We start from the raw sequence: 21,098 nt of genomic DNA on the forward strand, positions 1-21,098 counted from the left end.
GTCCGATAGTGGAAACGAAGTATAGGGAGGCCCCTTTTCAGCGCCTATTTATCTTTGTGCAAGCCGGGTTTCACAAGCGATAGAGTCGTCTTGAATCACAACCCGCGACTACGGGTTTACCTGAATCACTGCAGCCAGCGGCGCACGCGTCTGGTAGTCAGGGATGATGCGGACCTGCGCTTCGCCAGGCAATTGCACATAACGGCCTAGTCCATCTGGCGCCATCGCGCCGACTGCCATTCGGGCCAGCGCAACGCCCTGGGCGTCGTCGATGGCGATGTGCAATGCGGCCGGGTCCAGGCCGTAGGATTCGCCGGGATGCGGGCTCAGGATGCGGTCGCTGCGCGCTTGGGAAAACAGCGAGACGAAGTCGGCGGCGTCAAAGGCTCTGCCGGTGTGCGCGGGCGTGGCGGCCCATCCGCTTGCCCCTCGCGTCAGGGTCAGCGTGGATGCGGGTGTGGACAAGGTGATGCGCGCGGCCTGATCCGCGTTCCACGCATACAGGCGCGCGGGCTTGCCGGTGTCGTCATGCAGATGGGAATGGCCGCCATGCGCGGCGGGCGACTCCGTGGCTTCGCGCCATTGCCACGCCGACAGCGCGACGCCGGCCGCAAGCAACAGCGGCCAGACGAGGCGTGCGGGAAGGCGTGCGGCGGGCGTCGTCCCGGTAGATGTGGCGGCAGTCGCCGAGGTCGCCGCGGTCGCCGTAGTCGCCGTAGTCGCCGCTGTCGCCGCTGTCGACGTGGCAGCCGTCTTCGTCGCGTTCACCGCCGCCTCCACCACAGCAGCAATCCCGTGAACAACGCCAGCAGCGGCAAGGCAACCGTGCTGGTCCAGAAGACGGTGCGCATCTGATTGTTCGTAAGTTCGACGCGGCGGTTTTCGTAATGACGGGGCCGGATCGTCAGCAGGGCATCTTCGCCCGCCAGCAGCGTCACCGCGCTGGTGAACAGCGCGCCATTGCCCAGCGTGGCGAAATGGCGGTTGGTGGCGAAGTCGCTATCGCCCGCCACCAAGAGCGTGGGCCGCGCCGATCCGTCACTGCTGGCCGCCTGCGCGTTACGCGTCGCCAGCGCCATCAGGGTGTAGCGCGACGGCGGCTGGCCCGGCAGATGCGCCTGGCTGGACGTCTGCGCCAAAGGCGTCACGACGACGCCCGGCGGCAAGCCATCGCCCGCGGGTTCCAGCCCTGCCGCACCGGGAAAGAAACTTAGCGGCAAGCCACGCGTCATCTTGTGACGGGTGTAGTCGCTGACGGCCGGGCTGCCCGGGTCGTTGCGAAAGTGGCTGCCCGGATCTGCCAGCGACCCCGCCGGGCGTGCGATGCCAAAGTCGCCCAGTAACGCGTCCAGCCCATGACGCGTGTCCGGCTCCAGCAGCAACAAGGTCTTGCCGCCGTCATTGGTCCACCGGCGCAACGCCTGCGCATCGTCATCACCAAAGGGCGTGCGCGGCCCGGCCGCCACGACCACCGAGCAACTCGGCAAGGCCTGCGCCAAATTGCCTGCGTTGACGCCGCGCGTGCTGAAGCCCAGGGTCTGCAAGGCGTTGCGCGCCATCGCCATGCCGTGCTGCTCGTGAACCTCCACGCGCGCGACCAGGTTTTCGTCGTCGCCATGGTCTTCCAGATCGTCCAGCGACGTCAGGCTGTTGAGCATGGCTTCGCGATGGCCTTGCGTGAAGCAGACCGTTTGCGCGCCGCGCTGGCTGATGCGGATCAGCGCATTGGTGAAGTCGGTTTCGGTGCCGCCGTTGATCGTCATCTTGCGATCATCCGAGGCCAGCACCGCGCTGCCCGCAAACTGGATGCCGGCTTCGCGCGCCTCGGCCGGACGCAAGGCCGGGTCCACGCCCCGCACGCGAATCAGCGGGTTGGCGTGTTCGTACTGGCGCAGCAGCTCCAGCGCGTCGACCATGCTTTTGTTGCGCAGGTCGTAGAACCACGTCACGTTCACCGGCTGCTTGATCTGCCGCGCCACCTCGACACTTTCCGGCGCCAGGCTGTAGAGCCGCTGCGCCGTCAGGTCCACGCGGCCCAGATGGCGAGATGTCCACAGGTTCAGCGCCAGCAACAACGCGGCAACCGCCAGCACCGGCAGCCACAGCAGCAACCGCTTGCCCGCGCGGCGCACGCGTGAAGAGGAATGCGCGCTCATCGCAGCCTCCAGCGCTTCAGGTTGACGGCGGCGATCATCAGCGCCAGCACCGCCACGCTAGCCAGCGTGACCGTGGCCGGGCCGGGCAGCACGCCACGGATGAAATCCACATGTTGCGCCGACAACGACAGCGCTTGAAAGAACGGCGACAACGCGGGAAACGCATCCAGCGCCGCCGGATAGTCGATGAACCACAGCAGCACCAGAATGCCCCAGGTAGCGCTGGCCGCGACAATCTGATTGGTGCAGGCGCTGGACACGGCAATGCCAATCGCCAGGAACAACGCGCCGTACAGGAACACGCCGATGTAGCCGCCCACGATGGGGCCGTAATCGGGCTGGCCGTACCAGGCCAGCGGCAACACGGCGGCGGTCGTGCCCGCCAGCATCAGGGCCAGCATCGTCAAGCCGGCCGCGTACTTGGCGGCCACCAGCGTGGCGTCGGACAACGGCAAGGTCAGCAGCAATTCCAGCGTGCCTTGTCGCGCCTCTTCCGCGAACGCGCGCATGCTGACCAGCGGCATCACCAGAATCAGCAGGATCGTCATGTTGTGAAACGCCGTCACCATCTGGCCGGTGCTGACGAAGAACAGGTTGAAGCTGAACAGGTACCCAGACAACGCCCAGAACACGGCCACCACCACCAGCGCCACGGGCGAGCCGAAGTCGGTGCGCAGTTCTTTCCGGTACAACGCGGCAAAGCCTTTCATGCCCGCCTCCGCACCAAGGGATCGTTGGGCGCCAGGGCCGCCAGCAGCCGGGTTTCGACGGCGTCGTGTAGCGACAGCACGGCGCGCACTTCGGCATGCGCGAGCACGATGCGCAGCACGGCGTCGCAGGTGGCGTGGCTGGCTGCGGTGTCGGAAGCGGTCGTGGAAGCGGCGCCGGAAGCGGCGCCGGTTGCGCCACGAGCCGTCTCCCAACTGATCCGCCACTTGCTCACCCCGCCGTCACCTTCGATGGCGTCCACGCCACGCACGCCCGGGCAGGCCGACAACGCCGCCTGCAACGCCGCGTGGCGCGCAAGCGGCAGCGCCAGCTGCAATTGCAGGGCGGCCTGCGCCTGGCCCAGCGCGGTGTCTTCCACCAGCCGGCCTTGGCGCAGGATGGCGATGCGCGTGCACAGCGCTTCCACCTCTTGCATCAGGTGGCTGCTGAACACCACGGCGCGCCCTTCGGCGCAACGCCGGATCATCGCGCGCGCCTCCACAATCTGCACCGGGTCCAGGCCGTTGGTGGCCTCGTCCAGCAGCAGCACGGGCGGATCATTCAACACGGCTTGCGCCAGCCCCACGCGCTGGCGCTGGCCTTTGGACAAGCGGCCGATGGCGGAACCCGCCACGCCTTGCAGATCGAAGCCGTCGATCGCGCGCTCGATGGCCTGGCGGCGCGCACGCGCCCCGCCCGCCACCTTCACGCCCGCGCCGAACTCCAGGTACTGCGTCACCGTCAGCGCGTCATACAGCGGCGCGCGTTCCGGCAGATAGCCGATGTCGGCATTGCCACGGCCAGGGGCCGGCTCGCGCCCCCGGATCGTGATGCGGCCGCTATCAGGCGTGTAGAACCCGGCCATCAGGCGCAGGGTCGTCGTCTTGCCGCTGCCGTTCGGCCCAAGCAGGCCCACAATTTCCCCGGGCCTGACGGACAGGCTCAGGGAATGCAGGACCTGCCGCGGTCCGAACGACTTGCAGACCTCGTGCAAAACAACAGCTGGCTGCATGTGGCGCCTTGGGTCGAGGTTGCGGGGGGGGTGGCGTGGGTCAGCGGTGGCCGGCGTCAGTCGAAGACTTTCGTCTTGGCGTTCTGCGCATGCTGCTCCGCATCATGGCTATACCAAAGCTGGCCCTGGCGCGCATCGCGGATCTGCTTGAGCCGGTCAATCGCCAGCATCGACGCCGCCGTATTCCAGGTGATGCCCGGAATCACGCCCGCCTCGTTCTCGCCGGTATAGATGGCGTCGGCCGCCAGCAGCACCGTGCCGGTGTTCTTCAGCTTCACCTGCAAAGACTGGTGCCCCTGCGTGTGGCCCTTGGTGTCCAGCAGCACAATGGTGCCGTCGCCAAACAGGTCGAAGTCGCCTTCGACCTGGATGAAGTCGTAGTCGCGCGTGGTGTCGAAGTCTTTCATGACATAGGCGGCGCGCTGGAATTTTTCGGGCCACCAGGCGGCGCGAAGCTCAGCCTTTTGAACAACGTGCTTGGCCTTGGGGAACATCTTGATGTTGCCGGCGTGGTCCAGATGGAAGTGCGAGTACACGACGTACTTCACGTCGCTGACGTCAAAGCCCGCGGCCTTCAACTGGCGGTCGACCACTTCGTCGCGGCCCTGAATGGAGTTGAACGCGCCGCACAGGCCCTGGCCCCAATAATTGGCGCAGTTGCCATCGGCCGTGGCCTGGTTCATGCCGGTGTCGAACAGCACCAGCCCGCGCGGATGCTGGATCACATACGCCGGCACCGGAATCTTGATCTTCGTGCCCACGTCCACCATGGCGGTCATGAAGCCCTTGTCCAGTTCGATCTTGCCAACCGATAACTGCATCAGCTTGATGTCGGGCGGCGGGTCAGCGGCTTGCGCCCCGGCCGCCATCAACACGGATACGCCCACCGCACCTGCAAACGTCTTCCAGCTCTTGCTCATTGTTGTCTCCTCGGACCAACGGGGGAGCCGCCACCCGAGGGCGACGGCCGATAGCAAGCCACCCGGTGTGTCCCGGGTTTCTTTCGATAGGGTCTGCTGTGCGGGGCTGACTGCGCGGCCGGTGGACTCACTGGCCGAGACGGCATCTGACGGCCGTTTTCTCTGAAGCGCACTCTGACGCAGCGCCGAGGGGCTGCCAATTAAGGTTTTATTAAGCTGGGCTTCGCGGCCCGTGAACGGGTAGGAACCCTTAGAAGCCGGAACCCTTAGCCGTCGGAACTCTTAGGAGTCGGAACCCTTAACAGTAGGAACCCTTAGCGGTAAGCGCATTCACACCAGGTCTGCACCCTTGCGCCGCGTGAACTGCGCCAGTGACCGCAACGCCAGCGCGTGCATGGCGGCCACCGACGGCAGCAGCGTTTCTTCCTTGCGGGTCAGCACGCCGACAATGCGTTCCACCGTGGGTTCGGCCAATGGCACGAACGCCAGGCCGGACCCCACTGAAGGGCGCGCCAGCACCGGCAGCACCGTCACGCCCAGGCCGCTCACCACGCTGGCCAGCAGCGAGGCGCGGTTGGACACGATCATGGCGGGGTCATCAATGCCGCGGCCTAGCTGCCGGTTCTTCAGTGTGTCGAAGGTGGCGTTGCCGATCAGCCGTTCGTCTTCCAGCGCCGACCACGGCACCGGCCCGCGCCGGCGCGCCAGCGCATGCCCCTTGCGGCAGACCAGCCCGAACGCATCGCGCGCCACCGGCGTGAACGCAACCTCGGCCGTGCGCGGCACCTGGCCCGCCACGCCAACTTGCACCTCGCCATTCAGCACCAAGCGATGCACATCCTGCGACGACTCATCCACCGCCCGGATTCGGATGTCTGGATGATTGCGGGCGTACCGCTCCAGCAGCTTCGGCAACCACTCATCCGCCAGCGACGGCATCACCGCCAGCGACACCGGGCCCGTGTTGCCCATGCCCAATTGGCGCGCCGCATCCAGCACGCGGTCGTGCGTGGACAGCAGCTCACGAAACAAGGGCGCCACGGCTTGCCCCAGCGGCGTCAGCTGCGCGCGCTTGCCCGCTTCGAAGAGCGGCGCGCCCAGTTGTTGTTCCAGGTCTTGCATGGCGGCGGACACCGCCGCTTGCGACCGGTGCGTGCCTTCGGCCGCCAGCCGGAAACTGCCATGGTCGGCCGCCAGCAGAAACTGGCGCAGGTGTTGGATCTTCAGCGGAGCAGGCATGACGCGGCCAAGGTTGAATTCAGGTTTTCCGAAATTAACTTACGTTAATTTGGATTGTCAAAATTCGGCCACCGCTTCAACAATGGCTCCATCGTTATCCACATGTACGGGAGCAATGGAATGGCTTTGCAAGTCCGCAAGATTGTCAGTTATGTCGAGAAGACCCTTATCGAAGGCGGCAAGGCGGCTGAACGCCCGCTGATCATGATCGTGGCCGCCGCCGTGATTCGTAACCCGTGGGCCGGCCTGCCCTTCCAAGAAGACCTGCGCCCGCAGATTCTGGAAAACGCCCCGCCGCTGGGCGAGCTGCTGGTGGAAGAGATCTTGCGGCAGGCAGGGTCGGCCGATCAGATCGAAGCCTATGGCAAGGCCGCAGTGGTGGGTACGGCGGGCGAAGTCGAACACGCGTCCGCGCTGATCCACACGCTGCGCTTTGGCAATGCGTATCGCAATGCCGTGGGCGGCACCAGCTACCTCAGCTTCACCAACATGCGCGGCGGCCCTGGCTGCGTGATTACGGTGCCGCTGATGCACAAGCAGGACGAAGGCCTGCGCTCGCACTACCTGACCGTGCAGACCAACATTGCCGACGCGCCGGCTCCGGACGAAATCGTCATCGCGCTGGGCGCCGCCACCTCTGGCCGGCCGCATCACCGCATTGGCAACCGCTATTCCGACTTGCAGGAACTGGCGCAAGAGGCGCAATCGAAATGAGCGCGCCCCGTCGCCGTTCCGGCCGCGGCGCGCCATTAGTGCTGCTGCACGGCGTGGGGCTGGACCACACGCTCTGGGATGATCTGGCGCCACGGCTCGAAGCCGACTTCGACGTGCTGCGCTATGACCTGCTTGGGCACGGATCTGCGCCCGGCATCACTGGCACGGCCGACATCCAGGACTTCATCACCCAGCTGGATGCAGAGCTGGATCAGGCGGGCTGGAAGCACGCCAACGTGCTGGGCTATTCCATGGGCGGCCTGATTGCGGGCGCCTATGCCGCCGCCCGGCCGCAGCGCGTGAAGCGGCTGGTGCTGCTGAGCACGGTGTTCCAGCGCACACCGGAAGAGTTGCAAGCGGTGATGGCGCGCCTGGACGCCGCCGCCACGCAGGATGTGCAAGCCGCTGCCGCGGTGTCGTTGCAGCGCTGGTTCACGCCCGCGTTCCAGGCGGCGCGGCCCGAGCGGGTGGCCGCCATCGGCCAACGGCTGGTGCAGAACGACCGCGCCAATTTCCTGGCCGCCTACCGCTTGTTCGCCGAAGGCGATCAGATCCTGGCGCACGCCGCGCCCGACATTGCCTGCCCCACGCTCGCGATGACGGGTGAGCACGACGTCGGGTCCACCCCGCGCATGACGCGCGGCCTGGCGCGGGCGCTGCCCGACAGCCGCGCGCGCGTCATCGATGGCCAACGGCATATGCTGCCGGTAGAGGACCCCACCGTCGTCGCCGCAGCGCTGCACGCTTTTTTATTGCCGGCCCGGCAGCCGGCCACCGCTGAATCGTCCGCCTGATAGAGACGATCGGCACACGCCCCGACGGGCGGAGATGGAGACAACCGCATGCATCGCAGAACTGTTTTGAAGCACCTGGCCCTGGCCGCGGCGGCGCCCCTGGCCTTATCGCTAAGCCGCTACGCCGCCGCACGCGACGCGCCGTTGCGCGTGATCGTGCCCTTCCCGCCCGGTGGCGGCACCGACGTGCTGGGCCGCGTCATCGCCGCCACGTTGGAAAGCGCGCTGGACCGCTCCGTGGTCGTGGAAAACAAACCCGGCGCCAGCGGCATGCTGGGCGCCGACTACACCGCCAACGGCGCCAAGGACGGCAGCGTGCTGTTGTTCGCGGGGCTGGTGCCATCGGTGCGCTACTACGCGCGTCCGCCAGAAGAGGTGTTGAAGCAGCTGGCGCCCGTCTGCCCGATTGCGCGTTCGCCGTATATGGTGGCCGTGAACAGCGAGCTGCCAGCCAAGACGCTGGCCGAACTGGTCGCCCAGGCCAAGCGCGAGCCCAAAGGGCTGACCTTTGGTTCGCCCGGCAACGCCACGCCGCAGCATCTGGCGACCGAGCTGCTGCAAGCCGCCTGCGGCATCGACATGCTGCATGTGCCGTATCGCGGTACCGGTCCCATGATGACGGACCTGCTGGGCGGCCAGATTCAACTGGTGGTGGCCACCGTTGCCGCCGTCGAACCGTATCTGAAAAGCGGCCGGCTGCGCGTGCTGGCCGTGACCAGCCGCGAACGCCTGACGAAATACCCGGACATTCCCACCGTCGCCGAAAGTGGTTACGCCGGCTTCGATGCGCAGATCCAATTCGGCACGTATTGCGCGGCGGGCACGCCGGACGCGACGATTGCCGCACTGAACCAAGGCATCAACCGCGCGCTGCAAACCGACGCCGTCCACGCCAAGCTGGCCGAACAAGGGTTCCAGCCCACCGGCGGCACGCCCGCGCAGTTGCAACAGGCGTTGCTGTCCGAAATCCGCGACGTGGCCGGGCTGGTACAGGCGGGCAAGGTGCGGGTGGACTTGTAGCGATCTGTAGCGGCCCGTAGCGAAACGGGGGTTACGCCGGCAGGCCGCGTGATTAGAATTCGGTCTTCTTCGTCCCTGCCCGCCCACGATGCCCCGCCCCCTTTCCTGCTTGACCGGCGCCCTGACCTTGTCCGCCCTGTTGACCGGCATGGCGCAAGCCGCAGGCGGCCCCTGCCCCCAGGCGGCCGACATCGTGCGCACCGTCTATCAAAACCAAGATAAGCCCGACCACGAAGGCCGCATCCGTTTGAAGCAAGGCCACGCCATCGTGACGATTTCTGACGCGGACGTGGGCGCGCCCTTCGCGGTGGCCTGCAAGGCCTGGCCGGCCAACCCGGACTTGCTGCTGGTGGCGGTGCCGTTGATGCAGGACACGCCCGACCCCGAAAACGGCCACGAGGGCGACCTGGAAGTGCTGGTGCTGGACCGCCAGACGCTGCAAGTGCGGCAGCGCCGCACGCTGGTGGATCTGATGTCGGATGACGCCGTGCGCATCGACGGCCTGTCGTTCGATACGGCGCGCTACGACGTCACCGCTGACCGCCGCGCCTTCGGTATCCGCATCGAACGCCAAGGCGCTTCCCGCGCCAACCCTTTTGACGAAACCAGCTTGCGGCTCTTCACCGTGGAAGACAACGAATTGCGCCTGGTGCTCGACGGCCTGAGCGTCCAGCGTTCCTCCGGCGAATGGGACACCACCTGCGCGGGCGAATTTAGAGAAAGCGCGGTGAGCCTGGCCATGGGATCGGCGCAAACCAAGGGCTACCGCGACATGGTGGCCACCGACTCGCACTCCGCCAGCCGCGCGGCGGTGCAGCAAGACGGCGGCTGTTCTGAAAAAACCGTCAGCCAGGGCAAGACGCGCCACACGCTGCGCTTTGACGGCAAGCGTTATCGAATTCCCAAGGCGTTGCGGTCCATGGACAGCGACACCGCTGGATAGGCACCCGCTGGATAACCACCATTTACAAGCGGGTCCGTCTCTGGGCATGCTGCCTTGTTGATCCGGCGCAGATCGGGCGCAACATGGAGACGACATGCCTAGTCAGGAATCCCTGCATTCCGCCCATATCCGAGAGATCGAACAGGTAGGCCGCGGCCGCCCGACGCAGCGCGACGCGCATGTGGTGCGCAGCTGGCTGCGCTGCCTGGATCAATACCAGCTCGACCCCGCCCAGGCTTGCGAAGCCTACATCGTGCCTGACGGCCGGCTGCGCGAGCACCGCCAACAATCCGAAGCGCTGATCAACATTGCACGCACCGGGCTGGACCATCTGTTCAAGCAGGTGGCGGGCCAGAACTATGTGTTGCTGCTGGCCGACCGCCAGGGCGTCACCGTGGAATTCCTGGGCGACCCGTTGCAGACCGACAAGCTGCGCAAGGCCGGCCTGTACCTGGGGTCTGAATGGTCCGAGCCGCGCGCCGGCACCTGCGCCGTAGGCGCTTGCCTGGAAACCGGTGAAGCGCTGACCATTCACCAGACCGATCACTTCGACAACACGCACACGCCGCTGTCCTGCACCGCCGCCCCCATCTACAACGCCAATGGCGAACTGGCCGCCGTGCTGGATATTTCGCTGCTCAGCTCGCCCAGCCTGAAGACCAGCCAGAACCTGGCGCTGCATTTGGTCAACAGCACCACGCGCCGCATCGAACTGGCCAACCTGATGGCGCGCACGCGCAATGAATGGGTGCTGCGTTTTGCGCGGTCGCCCGAATTTCTGGACGTGGACCCGGAGGCGGCGATCTCGCTGGACGGGTCTGGCCGCATCCTGGGCATGACTCATTCCGGCGCCAAGCTGCTGGCGCACGCCGCCGGGCTGGATTGGCGCAGCCCTTCCGGCCTGATCGGCCAGCCCGTGACCCGCTTCTTTGATGTGCAGCTGGACGACCTGCCGCACTACACGCGCGGCCACGCGCCGCAAGACCGCCTGATTGTTGCCCGCGACGGCAATGCGTTGTTCGCCCACGCCATTGAACCCAACCGCCACCCGCGCGGCGCCACGGTCGCCGTGCGCGCCACGCCGTCCGCGCTACGCGGGCTGGACGGCGGCGACGCCAAGATGGCGGCGCTGCAAGTGCGCGCCGCCAAACTCGCGCGCCAAGGCCTGCCCATTCTGCTGCAAGGCGAGACGGGCGTGGGCAAGGAATACCTGGCCCGCGCCATTCACGACGACAGCCGCCGGCCGGGCAGCTTTGTTGCCGTGAACTGCGCGGCCATTCCCGAATCCCTGATCGAAAGCGAACTGTTCGGTTATCTGCCCGGTGCGTATACCGGCGCCGCCCCCAAAGGCCGCAAGGGCCTGATCGAAGCGTCTGACGGCGGCACCTTGTTCCTGGACGAAATCGGCGACATGCCGCTGACGTTGCAAAGCCGCTTGCTGCGTGTGTTGGCCGAAGCCGAAGTCACGCCCATCGGCGCCAACGCCCCGCGCGCGGTGCGCCTGTCGCTGGTATCGGCCTCGCATCGCGACCTGGGCGAACAGGTGCGCCAGGGACGGTTTCGCGAAGACCTGTATTACCGCATCAACGCCGCCACGCTGACTGTGCCGCCCCTGCGCGAGCGCCAAGACCTGGACTGGCTGATCGCCCGGATGCTGGCGCGCCATCAAGACGAATCCGGCGCGCCCGTGCTGTCGTCCGCCGCGCTGTTGGCGCTGAAGGCGCATGCGTGGCCGGGCAACATCCGCGAACTGGCCAACGTCATCGCGGTGGCCGCCGCCTTGTGCGAAGACGGCGTCATCACTCCGCAAGATCTGCCGGACACGTTTGCGCCTGCGGGCGTGGCGGTCAGTGCGGAAGAAGCTGCGCTGCGGTCCACGTTGGCCCGTTGTGGCGGCAACGTGTCGGAAGCGGCGCGGCAGTTGGGCGTGGACCGCTCCACTGTCCACCGCCAGATGCGGCGCTATGGGCTGACGCGTTAGGCGAAAACCAGGCGCAAAGTCGGCGCAAAGCGCCACACCGTGTTGCAACAGGTGAGGCGTGTTGCAACAGTACGCCTCACTGCCGCATCGCGTGCGCCCCGCCGCCACGGGTGCCCGGCAGTCTTTCACACCTGGCACGGCATTTGCATGTGCAGTCTTGACGCCCACCGGCCGGCACAGGCCGGAGCGTCAATGGACGGACCCATCCGCCATGACCACACCGCCCGCCCCGGGCAAGGAGACAAGACATGCAGACAGACCCCGCCGATGCCGCCCTGGACGCGGTGCTCGCCCGCTTGAACACGGCATTGGGCAACAAGGAGATTGATGCGGTTGCCGACCTGTTCCAGGACGAATGCTATTGGCGCGACCTGGTGCTTTTCAGCTGGAACCTGCGCACACTGGAAGGCCGCGACCAGATCCGCGAAATGCTGACGCAACAGCTGTCGCAAGTGGAGCCGGTGCGCTTCACCCGCGACGAACGCGAGGCCGTGTCCGACGACGAGGGCCTGTTGCAAGCCTGGCTGCATATCGACACGAACCTGGCGCGTGGCTACGGCCATATCCGCCTGAAAGACGGCAAGATCTGGACGCTGCTCACCACCATGTCTGAACTCAAGGGGCATGAAGAACCCAGCGGCACACGCCGCCCCAAGGGCGCCGAACACGGCAGCAGCCGCGAACGCCAGACCTGGCTGGAAAAGCGCGAGCAGGAAGCCGCTGAACTTGGCTACCAGACCCAGCCCTATGTGCTGATCATCGGCGGCGGGCAAGGCGGTATTGCGCTGGGCGCGCGGCTGCGCCAGCTGGATGTGCCCACCATCATCATCGAAAAGAACGAACGCGCGGGCGACAGCTGGCGCAAGCGCTACAAGTCGCTGTGCCTGCACGACCCGGTCTGGTACGACCACCTGCCCTACATTCCCTTCCCCGAAAACTGGCCCGTGTTCGCGCCCAAGGACAAAGTCGGCGACTGGCTCGAGATGTACACCAAGGTGATGGAGCTGAACTACTGGACGTCCAGCGTCTGCGAGTCGGCGCGCTACGACGAGGCGAAACAGGAATGGGAAGTCACGGTGCTGCGCGAGGGCAAGCCCGTGGTGTTGCGTCCCAAGCAGCTGGTGCTGGCCACCGGCATGTCGGGCAAGCCGAACATTCCGCGCTTTCCCGGGCAGGACGAGTTCCAGGGAGAACAGCAGCATTCGTCGCAGCACCCCGGCCCCGATGCGTATCGCGGCAAGAACGTGGTGGTAATCGGCGCCAACAATTCAGCGCACGATATCTGCGCCGCGCTGTGGGAAGGCGGCGCCAACGTCACCATGGTGCAGCGTTCATCCACGCATATCGTGCGGTCGGATTCGCTAATGGACATCGGGCTGGGCGGGCTGTATTCCGAACAGGCGCTGGCCAACGGCATGACCACGCGCAAGGCGGACCTGACCTTTGCGTCGCTGCCGTACAAGATCATGGCGCAGTTTCAGATTCCGCTGTACGAGCAGATGCGCGAACGCGACGCAGAGTTCTACGCCAAGCTGGAGAAGGCCGGCTTCATGCTGGACTGGGGCGATGACGGCTCCGGCCTCTTCATGAAGTACTTGCGGCGAGGGTCGGGCTATTACATCGACGTAGGCGCGTGCGACCTGATCATCGACGGCAGCATCAAGCTGCAATCCGGCACCGACGTCAGCCATCTGGCGCGCGAGGCCGTGGTGTTGAAGAACGGCGTAACGCTACCCGCCGACCTGGTCGTCTACGCCACTGGCTACGGCTCAATGAACGGCTGGGCCGCCGACCTGATCAGCCCCGAGGTGGCCGACAAGGTAGGCAAGTGCTGGGGCCTGGGCTCGGACACCACGAAAGACCCCGGCCCCTGGGAAGGCGAACAGCGCAACATGTGGAAGCCCACGCAGCAGGAAGGGCTGTGGTTTCACGGCGGCAACCTGCATCAGTCGCGGCATTACTCGCAGTACCTGTCCCTGCAACTGAAGGCGCGGCACGTCGGGCTGCCAGTGCAGGTCTACGGCATGCAGGAGGTGCACCACAAGCGGTAGCGAACCGGGGCGGTCCGTCCCCGCAAGCGGCCTCCCCCGCCGCTTGCGCCGGCGGCCCTCACACGTTAAATTGTTGACAATCTGGCGTCCAAGCACGCCTTATCCCGATTTTTACCCCTGAAACCGGATAGATTGTTGACACAATGAGCAAAGTGCTGACCCTGCCGGGCACCGTGCCGGGCGATGGTGAAACGCTGTCGGATCACATCTTCAAGAAGATCCAGGCCGCCATCGTCAAAGGCGAGATCGCCCCGGGCAGCAAGATTTCCGAGCCCGAGCTGGCGCGCATTCATGGCGTGAGCCGCGGGCCGCTGCGCGAGGCGCTGCATCGGCTTGAAGGCCAGAAGCTGCTGGTGCGCGTGCCGCATGCGGGCGCGCGTGTCGTGTCGCTGTCGCAGCAAGAGCTGTCCGAACTCTACGAAATCCGCGAATCACTGGAAGGCATGGCGTGCCGGCTGGCTGCCGAACGCATGCCGCCGTCTGAAATCGCTGAACTGCGCGGCGTGCTGGAAGCGCACGAGCGCGACGCGGCCTTTCAAGCCGGGCTGGGCTATTACCAGCAGGAAGGCGATTACGATTTCCACTACCGCATCGTCAAGGGCAGCGGCAACCAGATGCTGTTTCGCATGCTGTGCGACGAGCTCTATCAATTGGCGCGCATGTACCGCATCCAGTACTCGACCACGCCCAACCGGCCGCGCCAGGCCTACGCTGAACACCACCGCATTCTTGACGCCATTGCCGACCGCGATGGCGAGCTGGCTGAAATCCTGATGCGGCGGCACATCCGTGTGTCGCGCATCAACATCGAACAACAGATCGCGCAGAGCAAGCAGCAGCGCACGGAGGCATGATGAATCACTCGTACCGCAAGACCCTGCCCGGCACCCGCCTGGATTATTTCGATGCGCGCGCCGCCGTCGAAGCCATTGCGCCGGGCGCTTACGCCGGCCTGCCGTATACGTCGCGCGTGCTGGCTGAAAACCTGGTGCGCCGCTGCGATCCGGCCATGCTGACCGATGCGCTGAAGCAGCTGATCGAACGCCGCCGCGACCTGGACTTTCCGTGGTTTCCGGCGCGCGTGGTCTGTCATGACATCCTGGGCCAGACCGCGCTGGTGGACCTGGCAGGCCTGCGTGACGCCATCGCCGAAAAGGGTGGCGACCCGGCCAAGGTGAATCCGGTGGTGCCGGTGCAGTTGATCGTGGACCATTCGCTGGCCGTGGAATTTGACGGCACCGACCCCGACGCCTTCGCCCGCAACCGCGCGGTGGAAGACCGCCGCAACGAAGACCGCTTCCACTTCATCGACTGGACCAAGCAGGCGTTTCGCAACATCGAAGTCGTGCCGCCGGGCAACGGCATCATGCACCAGATCAACCTGGAGCGGATGTCGCCCGTCATCTACACGCAAGACGGCGTGGCGTTCCCCGATACGCTTGTCGGCACCGACAGCCACACCCCGCACGTGGACGCGCTGGGCGTCATCGCCATCGGCGTGGGCGGCCTGGAAGCAGAAAACGTGATGCTGGGCCGCGCGTCGTGGATGCGCCTGCCGGACATCATCGGCGTTGAACTCACCGGCCGCGCGCAACCCGGCATCACCGCCACCGACGTGGTGCTGACGCTGACCGAATTCCTGCGTAAGGAAAAGGTGGTGGGCGCGTACCTGGAGTTCTACGGCGAAGGCGCCGCCAGCCTGACCTTGGGCGACCGCGCCACCATTTCGAACATGGCGCCCGAGTACGGCGCCACCGCCGCGATGTTCTCGATTGACCAGCAGACCATCGACTACCTGCGCCTGACCGGCCGCGAAGACGACCAGATTGCGCTGGTGGAAACCTATGCCAAGACGGCGGGCCTGTGGTCCGACAGCTTGAAGACCGCCGAGTACGAACGCGTGCTGCGTTTTGATTTGTCGACCGTCGTGCGCACGCTGGCCGGCCCGTCGAACCCGCATCGCCGCCTGCCCGTGTCGGATCTGGCCGCGCGCGGTATTTCCGGCGTGGTGGAAAACGAACCTGGCCTGATGCCGGATGGCGCGGTCATCATCGCCGCCATCACCAGCTGCACCAACACCAGCAACCCGCGCAACGTGATTGCCGCCGGCCTGTTGGCGCGCAACGCCAAGGCCCGCGGTCTGACGCGCAAGCCCTGGGTGAAGAGTTCGCTTGCGCCGGGCTCCAAGGCCGTGCAGCTGTATCTGGAAGAAGCCGGCCTGCTGCCCGACCTGGAAGCGCTGGGCTTTGGCGTGGTCGCGTTTGCCTGTACCACGTGCAACGGCATGTCGGGCGCGCTGGACCCGAAGATCCAGCAAGAGATCATCGACCGCGACCTCTATTCCACCGCCGTGCTGTCTGGCAACCGCAACTTCGACGGCCGCATCCATCCCTACGCCAAGCAGGCCTTCCTGGCGTCGCCCCCGCTGGTGGTGGCCTACGCCATCGCCGGCACCATCCGCTTTGACATCGAACGCGACGTGCTGGGCCTGGACCAGAATGGCCAGGAGATCCGCATGAAAGACATCTGGCCCAGCGACGAAGAGATCGACGCCGTGGTCAAGTCCGCCGTCAAGCCGGAACAATTCCGCAAGGTGTACGCGCCGATGTTCGGCATTCAGGATGACCGTAAAGCCGGCGTCAGCCCGCTGTACGCCTGGCGCCCGCAAAGCACCTACATTCGCCGTCCGCCGTACTGGGAAGGCGCGTTGGCCGGCGAGCGCACGTTGCGCGGCATGCTGCCGCTGGCCGTGCTGGGCGACAACATCACCACCGACCACCTGTCGCCGTCCAACGCCATCCTGCTGGATAGCGCGGCAGGCGAATACCTGGACAAGATGGGCCTGCCCGAAGAAGACTTCAACTCGTACGCGACCCATCGCGGCGACCACCTGACCGCGCAACGCGCCACCTTCGCCAACCCCAAGCTCTTTAACGAGATGGTGACCAACGACGACGGCAGCGTGAAGCAAGGCTCGCTGGCGCGCGTGGAGCCCGAAGGCCAGGTCATGCGCATGTGGGAAGCCATCGAAACCTATATGGACCGCAAGCAGCCCCTGATCATCGTGGCCGGCGCCGACTACGGCCAAGGCTCGTCGCGCGACTGGGCCGCCAAGGGCGTGCGGCTGGCGGGCGTGGAAGCCATCGTGGCCGAAGGCTTTGAGCGCATCCACCGCACCAATCTGATCGGCATGGGCGTGCTGCCGCTGGAATTCAAGCCGGGCGTGAACCGCAAGACGCTGGCGCTGGATGGCACCGAAAGCTATGACGTCATCGGCGAACGCAAGCCGCGCTCAGACCTGACGCTGGTGATCCACCGCCGCAACGGCGAGACCGTGCAAGTGCCCGTCACCTGCCGTCTGGACACGGCGGAAGAAGTGTCGATCTACGACGCGGGCGGCGTGCTGCAACGCTTTGCGCAAGACTTCCTGGAAGCCGAATCCGCCACCGGCGCCAAGCAGGCCGGCTGAGTATGCCTTCGACTGGCGGGCGCCCGCGCTCGCCGGTCTTTCACACCGAATCCGCACATTCGCACCGAGACATCAGGACAACCCATGGCCCATGCTCCCCAGACCAAGATTGCCGCCACCTACATGCGCGGCGGCACCAGCAAAGGCGTGTTCTTCAAGCTGGACGACCTTCCCGAATCCGCCCGCGTACCCGGCGCCGCGCGCGACGCGCTGCTGATGCGCGTGATCGGCAGCCCCGACCCCTACGGCAAGCAGATCGACGGCATGGGTGCGGCAACGTCCAGCACCAGCAAGACCGTCATCGTCGGCAAAAGCACGCAGCCCGATCATGACGTGGACTACCTGTTCGGTCAGGTCTCCATCGACCAGCCGTTCGTGGACTGGAGCGGCAACTGCGGCAACCTGTCGGCCGCCGTCGGCCCGTTTGCCATCACCAACGGCTTGATCGACCCGGCCCGCGTGCCTGCCAACGGCATCGCGGTGGTGCGCATCTGGCAGGCCAACATCAAGAAGACCATCATCGCCCACGTGCCGATGACTGACGGCGCGGTGCAGGAAACCGGCGACTTCGAACTCGACGGCGTGACCTTCCCCGCCGCCGAATTGCAGCTGGAATTCATGGACCCGGCCGAAGACGGCGACGGCGGCTCAATGTTCCCCACCGGCAATCTGGTGGACAACCTGGAAGTGCCGGGCGTGGGCACGTTCAAGGCCACGATGATCAACTCGGGCATTCCAACCATCTTCCTGGACGCGTCCGCGCTGGGTTACACCGGCACGGAATTGCAGGACGACATCAACGGCGACGCTGCGGCGCTGGCCCGCTTCGAAACCATCCGCGCGCACGGAGCGCTGCGCATGGGCTTGATCAAGAACATCGAAGAAGCCGCCGCCCGCCAGCACACGCCCAAGGTGGCGTTCGTGGCGCCGCCCAAGGCGTATGAATCTTCCGCCGGCAAGGCCATTGGCGAAGGCGACGTCGACGTGCTGGTGCGCGCGCTGTCCATGGGCAAGCTGCACCACGCCATGATGGGCACGGCGTCGGTCGCCATCGCCACCGCCGCGGCCGTTCCCGGCACGCTGGTAAACCTGGCGGCAGGCGGCGGCGAACGCGATCAGGTGTGCTTCGGCCACCCCTCCGGCACGCTGCGCGTGGGCGCGCAAGCACAATTGGTGGACGGCGAATGGAAGGTCACGAAAGCCATCATGAGCCGCAGCGCGCGGGTGTTGATGGAAGGTCGGGTACACGTGCCAAACGTCGGATTCTGAGCCGGAATTGATCGTCTCCGGTTGCGAGCAAACACTCGCAACCCCTATTTTTACGGGGTTTTTTAGGCCTGAAGGGTAGACGCCGCCGTCGTCTATCCCTATACTCTTGGCCTGTTGTTACTCATCACCGGACCCTGACGATGCATCGTCATCCCAGGGCAACCGTCACACGGCCGCGCACAGCGGCCCGGCGCCAGCGCCGAAACACCACCACCCAGCCGCCAGGCTTATACCGGCGGCTGCGGAACAAAAACCTGCTTACCCAGCAGGACCATTGCTCACCGCATTGAGCTGCGCCTGCATCTAGGGCTTCGAGCTATGGCGTCGAATCACGCGTTCTAACTACGCGCTCGAACGACGTCTTCGTTTCCAGGATGCGCCGGCCCGATGCCGCAGCAAGACACCATCACGGTGTGTCTTGTGTCTTGTCCACCCCGGGCTGCCATCCCCTGCCCGGGCGGGCAGGCATGTGATCGCGCGCGCGAAACGTGCAACCCCTGCGCCGCGATCAATGGTGTTTCGTGCCTGGCCGTCTACGAGCAAGGACCTACACGATGCAAGAGAGTGTTTTCTTCCAGTTATCGGCCACCACGGCCATTTTGTTGCTGGCCGGCTTCTACGGCGCCACGTTTCTCATGTCGCTATTCATCGGCGAAAAGCACGAGAACGTGGATGGCTTCATGGTGTCGAACAACGCGGTCGGTTTCGGCCTGTCGGCCGCCAGCATGATCGCCACCTGGATCTGGGCGGCGTCCTTCTACGCCAGCGCCACGTCCGGATTCAAATACGGCTTGTCCGGCCCGCTGCATTATGGCTTCTGGGGCGCGTTGATGATTCTGTTCATCTACCCCTTCGGCAAACGCTTCAGACAGCTGGCGCCCAAGGCGCACACGCTGGCCGAAGTGATCCATGCGCGCCACGGCACGTCCAGCCAGATGATCATGGCGGTGTCGAACATTGTGGGCAGCTGCATCAGCCTGATGGTGAACTTCACAGCCGCAGGCGCGCTGGTGTCGATACTGAGCCCGCTGACGTTCATCCAGGGCGTGCTGATCGCCGGGCTTGGAGTGCTGTCTTACACGCTGTGGTCGGGCTTTCGCACATCGGTCATGACCGACTTCGCGCAACTGGCGGCGATGATCATCGCCGCCGTCATCATCATCCCGCTGATCTTCTTCAATGCGGGCGGGCCAGACTTGCTGCAAGCCAACATGTGGCGCTTGAACAGCGACCAGGCCGACTTCTATTCGACCAAAGCCATCCTGGAACAAGGCGCGCCCTACTTCGTGGCGGTGCTGGCCTACGCCATCGGCAACCAGACCATTGCGCAACGGCTATTTGCCGTGCGTGAAGACTTGATCAAGCCCACGTTCCTGACGGCCACCATCGGGTACGGCGCGGTGGTGATCGGGCTGGGCATGCTGGGCCTGTTGGCGTTGTTCGTCGGGCTTGAACCCGCCAACGGCGACATGAACAACATCATTCCGCAGATGGCGTCGACCTACTTGCCGCCGTTTGGCATCGCGCTGTTCTTTCTGCTGGTGGTGGGTTCGCTGTCGTCCACGGCTGACTCCGACCTGGCTGCGCTGTCGGCCATCGTCATGACGGACGTTTACGCCAAGAACCTGGCGCGCGGCCGCCCGGACCCGCGCCGCATGCTGTGGTGGGGCCGCGCCACCATGATCATCGCCACGATGATTGGCGTGATCTTCGCCAGCCTGCGCCTGGACATCCTGGTCATGCTGGTGTTCGTAGGTGCGTTGTGGGGCGCGATCGTCTTTCCCGTGATCGCCAGCTTCTACTGGGACCGCGTCAACAACCGCGCATTCGTGTGCTCGGTGCTGTCCGCCGTGGCGCTGTTCACGATCGTGCGTTTTGAACTGCTGCCTATGACGGGCGTGATCGCCGTGTTCTTTGAAATCTGCGCGGCCGTGGGCGGCGGCGTCGTGTTGGGCTTGATGACGTTCGGCTTCTTCGGCCGCACCGCTGCGATTGCGGTGGGCACGTTGGGCGTCATCGTCATGCTGCCCGTCTTCATCGGCAACCTGCGCGACTACATCGTGCTGCTGGCATCGCTGACCGCTTACGGCGCCAGCGCCATCGTGTGCGTGGCGCTTAGCCTGCGCAACCGCGAACGGTTTGATTTCTCGCTGCTGGCAGACCGCGTGACGTCGTTTCATCACGAGCAAGAGGTCATGATGAAAGCGCCTTCAGGCAAGCTTTCCGCCGACGCCGCGCAATGAAACCCCAGCCATCAACACCAAGGAGATTGATATGTGGTTGACCGCCTATTTTCTGATCTGGCCGGCGATATCCGCGGCCATTCTGGCGATCTTGTGCGTGACGCTGTGGAAAGATATCCGCGCGGCGAAGCAAAGCGGCAAGTCAATGATCTGACGCGGCCGCCAGCACCTTCAACACCGCCGCGCCCGTTGCCACGACATGGCCGGCCACGCTTAATTCGCCGCGCATGAATACCAGGCTGGCGGTGGTGCGCATGACGTGGCCGCGCACTTCCAGGAATTGGCCGGCGCGCGCCGCCGTCAGAAAGTGCGTGTCCAGCTGCACCGTCACGCACGGGCGGCGGTCCAGCGCTTGCCAGGCGATGGCGCTCAAGCCGTGATCCAGCATGGCGGTCAGCAGGCCGCCATGCACCACGCCTGCGGGATTCAAATGGTCTGCTGTCGCCAGCAATCCATACGCCCACGCTTGCGCTTCCTTGCGCACCCACAAGGGGCCGATCAGCCCCGCGAATCCCGGCAAGGTCTTCTGATGCCAGCCATCGGCAGCCAGCGATTCGGCGGTGGGTGGCGCATGCATGG

At 65.4% G+C, this 21,098-nt stretch carries 18 protein-coding genes; 11 read left to right on the plus strand and 7 right to left on the minus strand.

Annotated elements, in window-relative coordinates:
* Window positions 1-108 precede the first annotated feature (108 nt).
* The 6 genes from AC1DB0_RS24635 to AC1DB0_RS24660 all read right to left on the minus strand — a co-directional run bounded on the left by AC1DB0_RS24635 (window position 109) and on the right by AC1DB0_RS24660 (window position 6,035).
* Window positions 109-768: an electron transporter SenC gene (locus AC1DB0_RS24635; RefSeq protein ID WP_476758147.1), complete on the minus strand. Its 660-nt coding sequence runs from the start codon at window positions 766-768 to the stop codon at window positions 109-111.
* The gene (locus AC1DB0_RS24640; RefSeq protein ID WP_476758148.1) at window positions 765-2,156 is read right to left on the minus strand and encodes a GldG family protein; all 1,392 of its coding nucleotides are present in this window, start codon (window positions 2,154-2,156) and stop codon (window positions 765-767) included. Before AC1DB0_RS24640 ends, AC1DB0_RS24635 begins: the two co-directional genes overlap by 4 nt.
* On the minus strand, window positions 2,153-2,866 hold the full coding sequence (locus AC1DB0_RS24645; RefSeq protein WP_054427586.1) for an ABC transporter permease: 714 nt from the start codon (window positions 2,864-2,866) through the stop codon (window positions 2,153-2,155). The genes AC1DB0_RS24640 and AC1DB0_RS24645 overlap by 4 nt, the downstream gene beginning before the upstream one ends.
* A complete protein-coding gene (locus AC1DB0_RS24650; RefSeq protein ID WP_476758149.1) occupies window positions 2,863-3,876 on the minus strand; it encodes an ABC transporter ATP-binding protein in 1,014 nt (337 codons plus the stop codon). The genes AC1DB0_RS24645 and AC1DB0_RS24650 overlap by 4 nt, the downstream gene beginning before the upstream one ends.
* 56 nt (window positions 3,877-3,932) lie before the next feature.
* Window positions 3,933-4,796, minus strand: a complete 864-nt coding sequence (locus tag AC1DB0_RS24655) for an N-acyl homoserine lactonase family protein (RefSeq protein ID WP_054427584.1) — start codon at window positions 4,794-4,796, stop codon at window positions 3,933-3,935.
* A gap of 330 nt (window positions 4,797-5,126) precedes the next feature.
* Window positions 5,127-6,035 carry a LysR family transcriptional regulator gene (locus AC1DB0_RS24660; protein WP_054427583.1) on the minus strand — a complete coding sequence of 303 codons (909 nt, stop codon included), beginning with the start codon at window positions 6,033-6,035 and terminating at the stop codon, window positions 5,127-5,129.
* A 120-nt stretch (window positions 6,036-6,155) separates the two neighbouring features.
* Between AC1DB0_RS24660 and AC1DB0_RS24665 the strand changes: the two genes are divergently transcribed.
* The 11 genes from AC1DB0_RS24665 (at window position 6,156) to AC1DB0_RS24715 (ending at window position 20,673) form a co-directional block, all read left to right on the plus strand.
* Window positions 6,156-6,749 carry an amino acid synthesis family protein gene (locus AC1DB0_RS24665; protein WP_054427582.1) on the plus strand — a complete coding sequence of 198 codons (594 nt, stop codon included), beginning with the start codon at window positions 6,156-6,158 and terminating at the stop codon, window positions 6,747-6,749.
* Entirely contained in the window at window positions 6,746-7,543 is a 798-nt protein-coding gene (locus tag AC1DB0_RS24670; RefSeq protein ID WP_476758150.1) for an alpha/beta fold hydrolase, read from the plus strand. Before AC1DB0_RS24665 ends, AC1DB0_RS24670 begins: the two co-directional genes overlap by 4 nt.
* Window positions 7,544-7,591: 48 nt before the next feature.
* Window positions 7,592-8,563 carry a Bug family tripartite tricarboxylate transporter substrate binding protein gene (locus AC1DB0_RS24675; protein WP_054427580.1) on the plus strand — a complete coding sequence of 324 codons (972 nt, stop codon included), beginning with the start codon at window positions 7,592-7,594 and terminating at the stop codon, window positions 8,561-8,563.
* A gap of 127 nt (window positions 8,564-8,690) precedes the next feature.
* Window positions 8,691-9,506 (plus strand): PA3715 family protein, encoded by an 816-nt coding sequence (locus AC1DB0_RS24680; protein ID WP_476758151.1) that lies wholly within the window; start codon window positions 8,691-8,693, stop codon window positions 9,504-9,506.
* 94 nt (window positions 9,507-9,600) lie between these two features.
* On the plus strand, window positions 9,601-11,487 hold the full coding sequence (locus AC1DB0_RS24685) for a sigma-54-dependent Fis family transcriptional regulator (RefSeq protein ID WP_476758152.1): 1,887 nt from the start codon (window positions 9,601-9,603) through the stop codon (window positions 11,485-11,487).
* A 248-nt stretch (window positions 11,488-11,735) separates the two neighbouring features.
* Window positions 11,736-13,538 (plus strand): NAD(P)/FAD-dependent oxidoreductase, encoded by a 1,803-nt coding sequence (locus tag AC1DB0_RS24690; protein WP_476758153.1) that lies wholly within the window; start codon window positions 11,736-11,738, stop codon window positions 13,536-13,538.
* Window positions 13,539-13,681: 143 nt separating this feature from the next.
* Window positions 13,682-14,392, plus strand: coding sequence for a GntR family transcriptional regulator (locus tag AC1DB0_RS24695; RefSeq protein ID WP_054427576.1), 711 nt, complete (start codon window positions 13,682-13,684; stop codon window positions 14,390-14,392).
* The gene (gene acnD / locus AC1DB0_RS24700; protein ID WP_476758186.1) at window positions 14,392-17,007 is read left to right on the plus strand and encodes a Fe/S-dependent 2-methylisocitrate dehydratase AcnD; all 2,616 of its coding nucleotides are present in this window, start codon (window positions 14,392-14,394) and stop codon (window positions 17,005-17,007) included. The genes AC1DB0_RS24695 and acnD overlap by 1 nt, the downstream gene beginning before the upstream one ends.
* 84 nt (window positions 17,008-17,091) lie before the next feature.
* Window positions 17,092-18,276, plus strand: a complete 1,185-nt coding sequence (gene prpF / locus AC1DB0_RS24705) for a 2-methylaconitate cis-trans isomerase PrpF (protein ID WP_441371655.1) — start codon at window positions 17,092-17,094, stop codon at window positions 18,274-18,276.
* Window positions 18,277-18,830: 554 nt separating this feature from the next.
* The gene (locus AC1DB0_RS24710) at window positions 18,831-20,519 is read left to right on the plus strand and encodes a sodium:solute symporter family protein (protein ID WP_476758154.1); all 1,689 of its coding nucleotides are present in this window, start codon (window positions 18,831-18,833) and stop codon (window positions 20,517-20,519) included.
* Window positions 20,520-20,550: 31 nt separating this feature from the next.
* On the plus strand, window positions 20,551-20,673 hold the full coding sequence (locus tag AC1DB0_RS24715) for a putative transporter small subunit (protein ID WP_217483381.1): 123 nt from the start codon (window positions 20,551-20,553) through the stop codon (window positions 20,671-20,673).
* Here the strand turns inward: AC1DB0_RS24715 and AC1DB0_RS24720 are convergent.
* Window positions 20,662-21,096: a PaaI family thioesterase gene (locus AC1DB0_RS24720; RefSeq protein WP_054427572.1), complete on the minus strand. Its 435-nt coding sequence runs from the start codon at window positions 21,094-21,096 to the stop codon at window positions 20,662-20,664. The two genes, AC1DB0_RS24715 and AC1DB0_RS24720, sit on opposite strands and share 12 nt — an antisense overlap.
* Window positions 21,097-21,098 lie beyond the last annotated feature (2 nt).

This window comes from Achromobacter sp. 10T422 (assembly GCF_056394065.1).

Bases quoted from the DNA above. Each gene is read 5' to 3' on its own strand.
- AC1DB0_RS24640 (WP_476758148.1), bottom strand. From the start codon at position 2,156: ATGAGCGCGCATTCCTCTTCACGCGTGCGCCGCGCGGGCAAGCGGTTG.
- AC1DB0_RS24645 (WP_054427586.1), bottom strand. From the start codon at position 2,866: ATGAAAGGCTTTGCCGCGTTGTACCGGAAAGAACTGCGCACCGACTTC.
- AC1DB0_RS24650 (WP_476758149.1), bottom strand. From the start codon at position 3,876: ATGCAGCCAGCTGTTGTTTTGCACGAGGTCTGCAAGTCGTTCGGACCG.
- AC1DB0_RS24655 (WP_054427584.1), bottom strand. From the start codon at position 4,796: ATGAGCAAGAGCTGGAAGACGTTTGCAGGTGCGGTGGGCGTATCCGTG.
- AC1DB0_RS24660 (WP_054427583.1), bottom strand. From the start codon at position 6,035: ATGCCTGCTCCGCTGAAGATCCAACACCTGCGCCAGTTTCTGCTGGCG.
- AC1DB0_RS24665 (WP_054427582.1), top strand. From the start codon at position 6,156: ATGGCTTTGCAAGTCCGCAAGATTGTCAGTTATGTCGAGAAGACCCTT.
- AC1DB0_RS24670 (WP_476758150.1), top strand. From the start codon at position 6,746: ATGAGCGCGCCCCGTCGCCGTTCCGGCCGCGGCGCGCCATTAGTGCTG.
- AC1DB0_RS24675 (WP_054427580.1), top strand. From the start codon at position 7,592: ATGCATCGCAGAACTGTTTTGAAGCACCTGGCCCTGGCCGCGGCGGCG.
- AC1DB0_RS24685 (WP_476758152.1), top strand. From the start codon at position 9,601: ATGCCTAGTCAGGAATCCCTGCATTCCGCCCATATCCGAGAGATCGAA.
- AC1DB0_RS24690 (WP_476758153.1), top strand. From the start codon at position 11,736: ATGCAGACAGACCCCGCCGATGCCGCCCTGGACGCGGTGCTCGCCCGC.
- AC1DB0_RS24695 (WP_054427576.1), top strand. From the start codon at position 13,682: ATGAGCAAAGTGCTGACCCTGCCGGGCACCGTGCCGGGCGATGGTGAA.
- acnD (WP_476758186.1), top strand. From the start codon at position 14,392: ATGAATCACTCGTACCGCAAGACCCTGCCCGGCACCCGCCTGGATTAT.
- prpF (WP_441371655.1), top strand. From the start codon at position 17,092: ATGGCCCATGCTCCCCAGACCAAGATTGCCGCCACCTACATGCGCGGC.
- AC1DB0_RS24710 (WP_476758154.1), top strand. From the start codon at position 18,831: ATGCAAGAGAGTGTTTTCTTCCAGTTATCGGCCACCACGGCCATTTTG.
- AC1DB0_RS24715 (WP_217483381.1), top strand. From the start codon at position 20,551: ATGTGGTTGACCGCCTATTTTCTGATCTGGCCGGCGATATCCGCGGCC.
- AC1DB0_RS24720 (WP_054427572.1), bottom strand. From the start codon at position 21,096: ATGCATGCGCCACCCACCGCCGAATCGCTGGCTGCCGATGGCTGGCAT.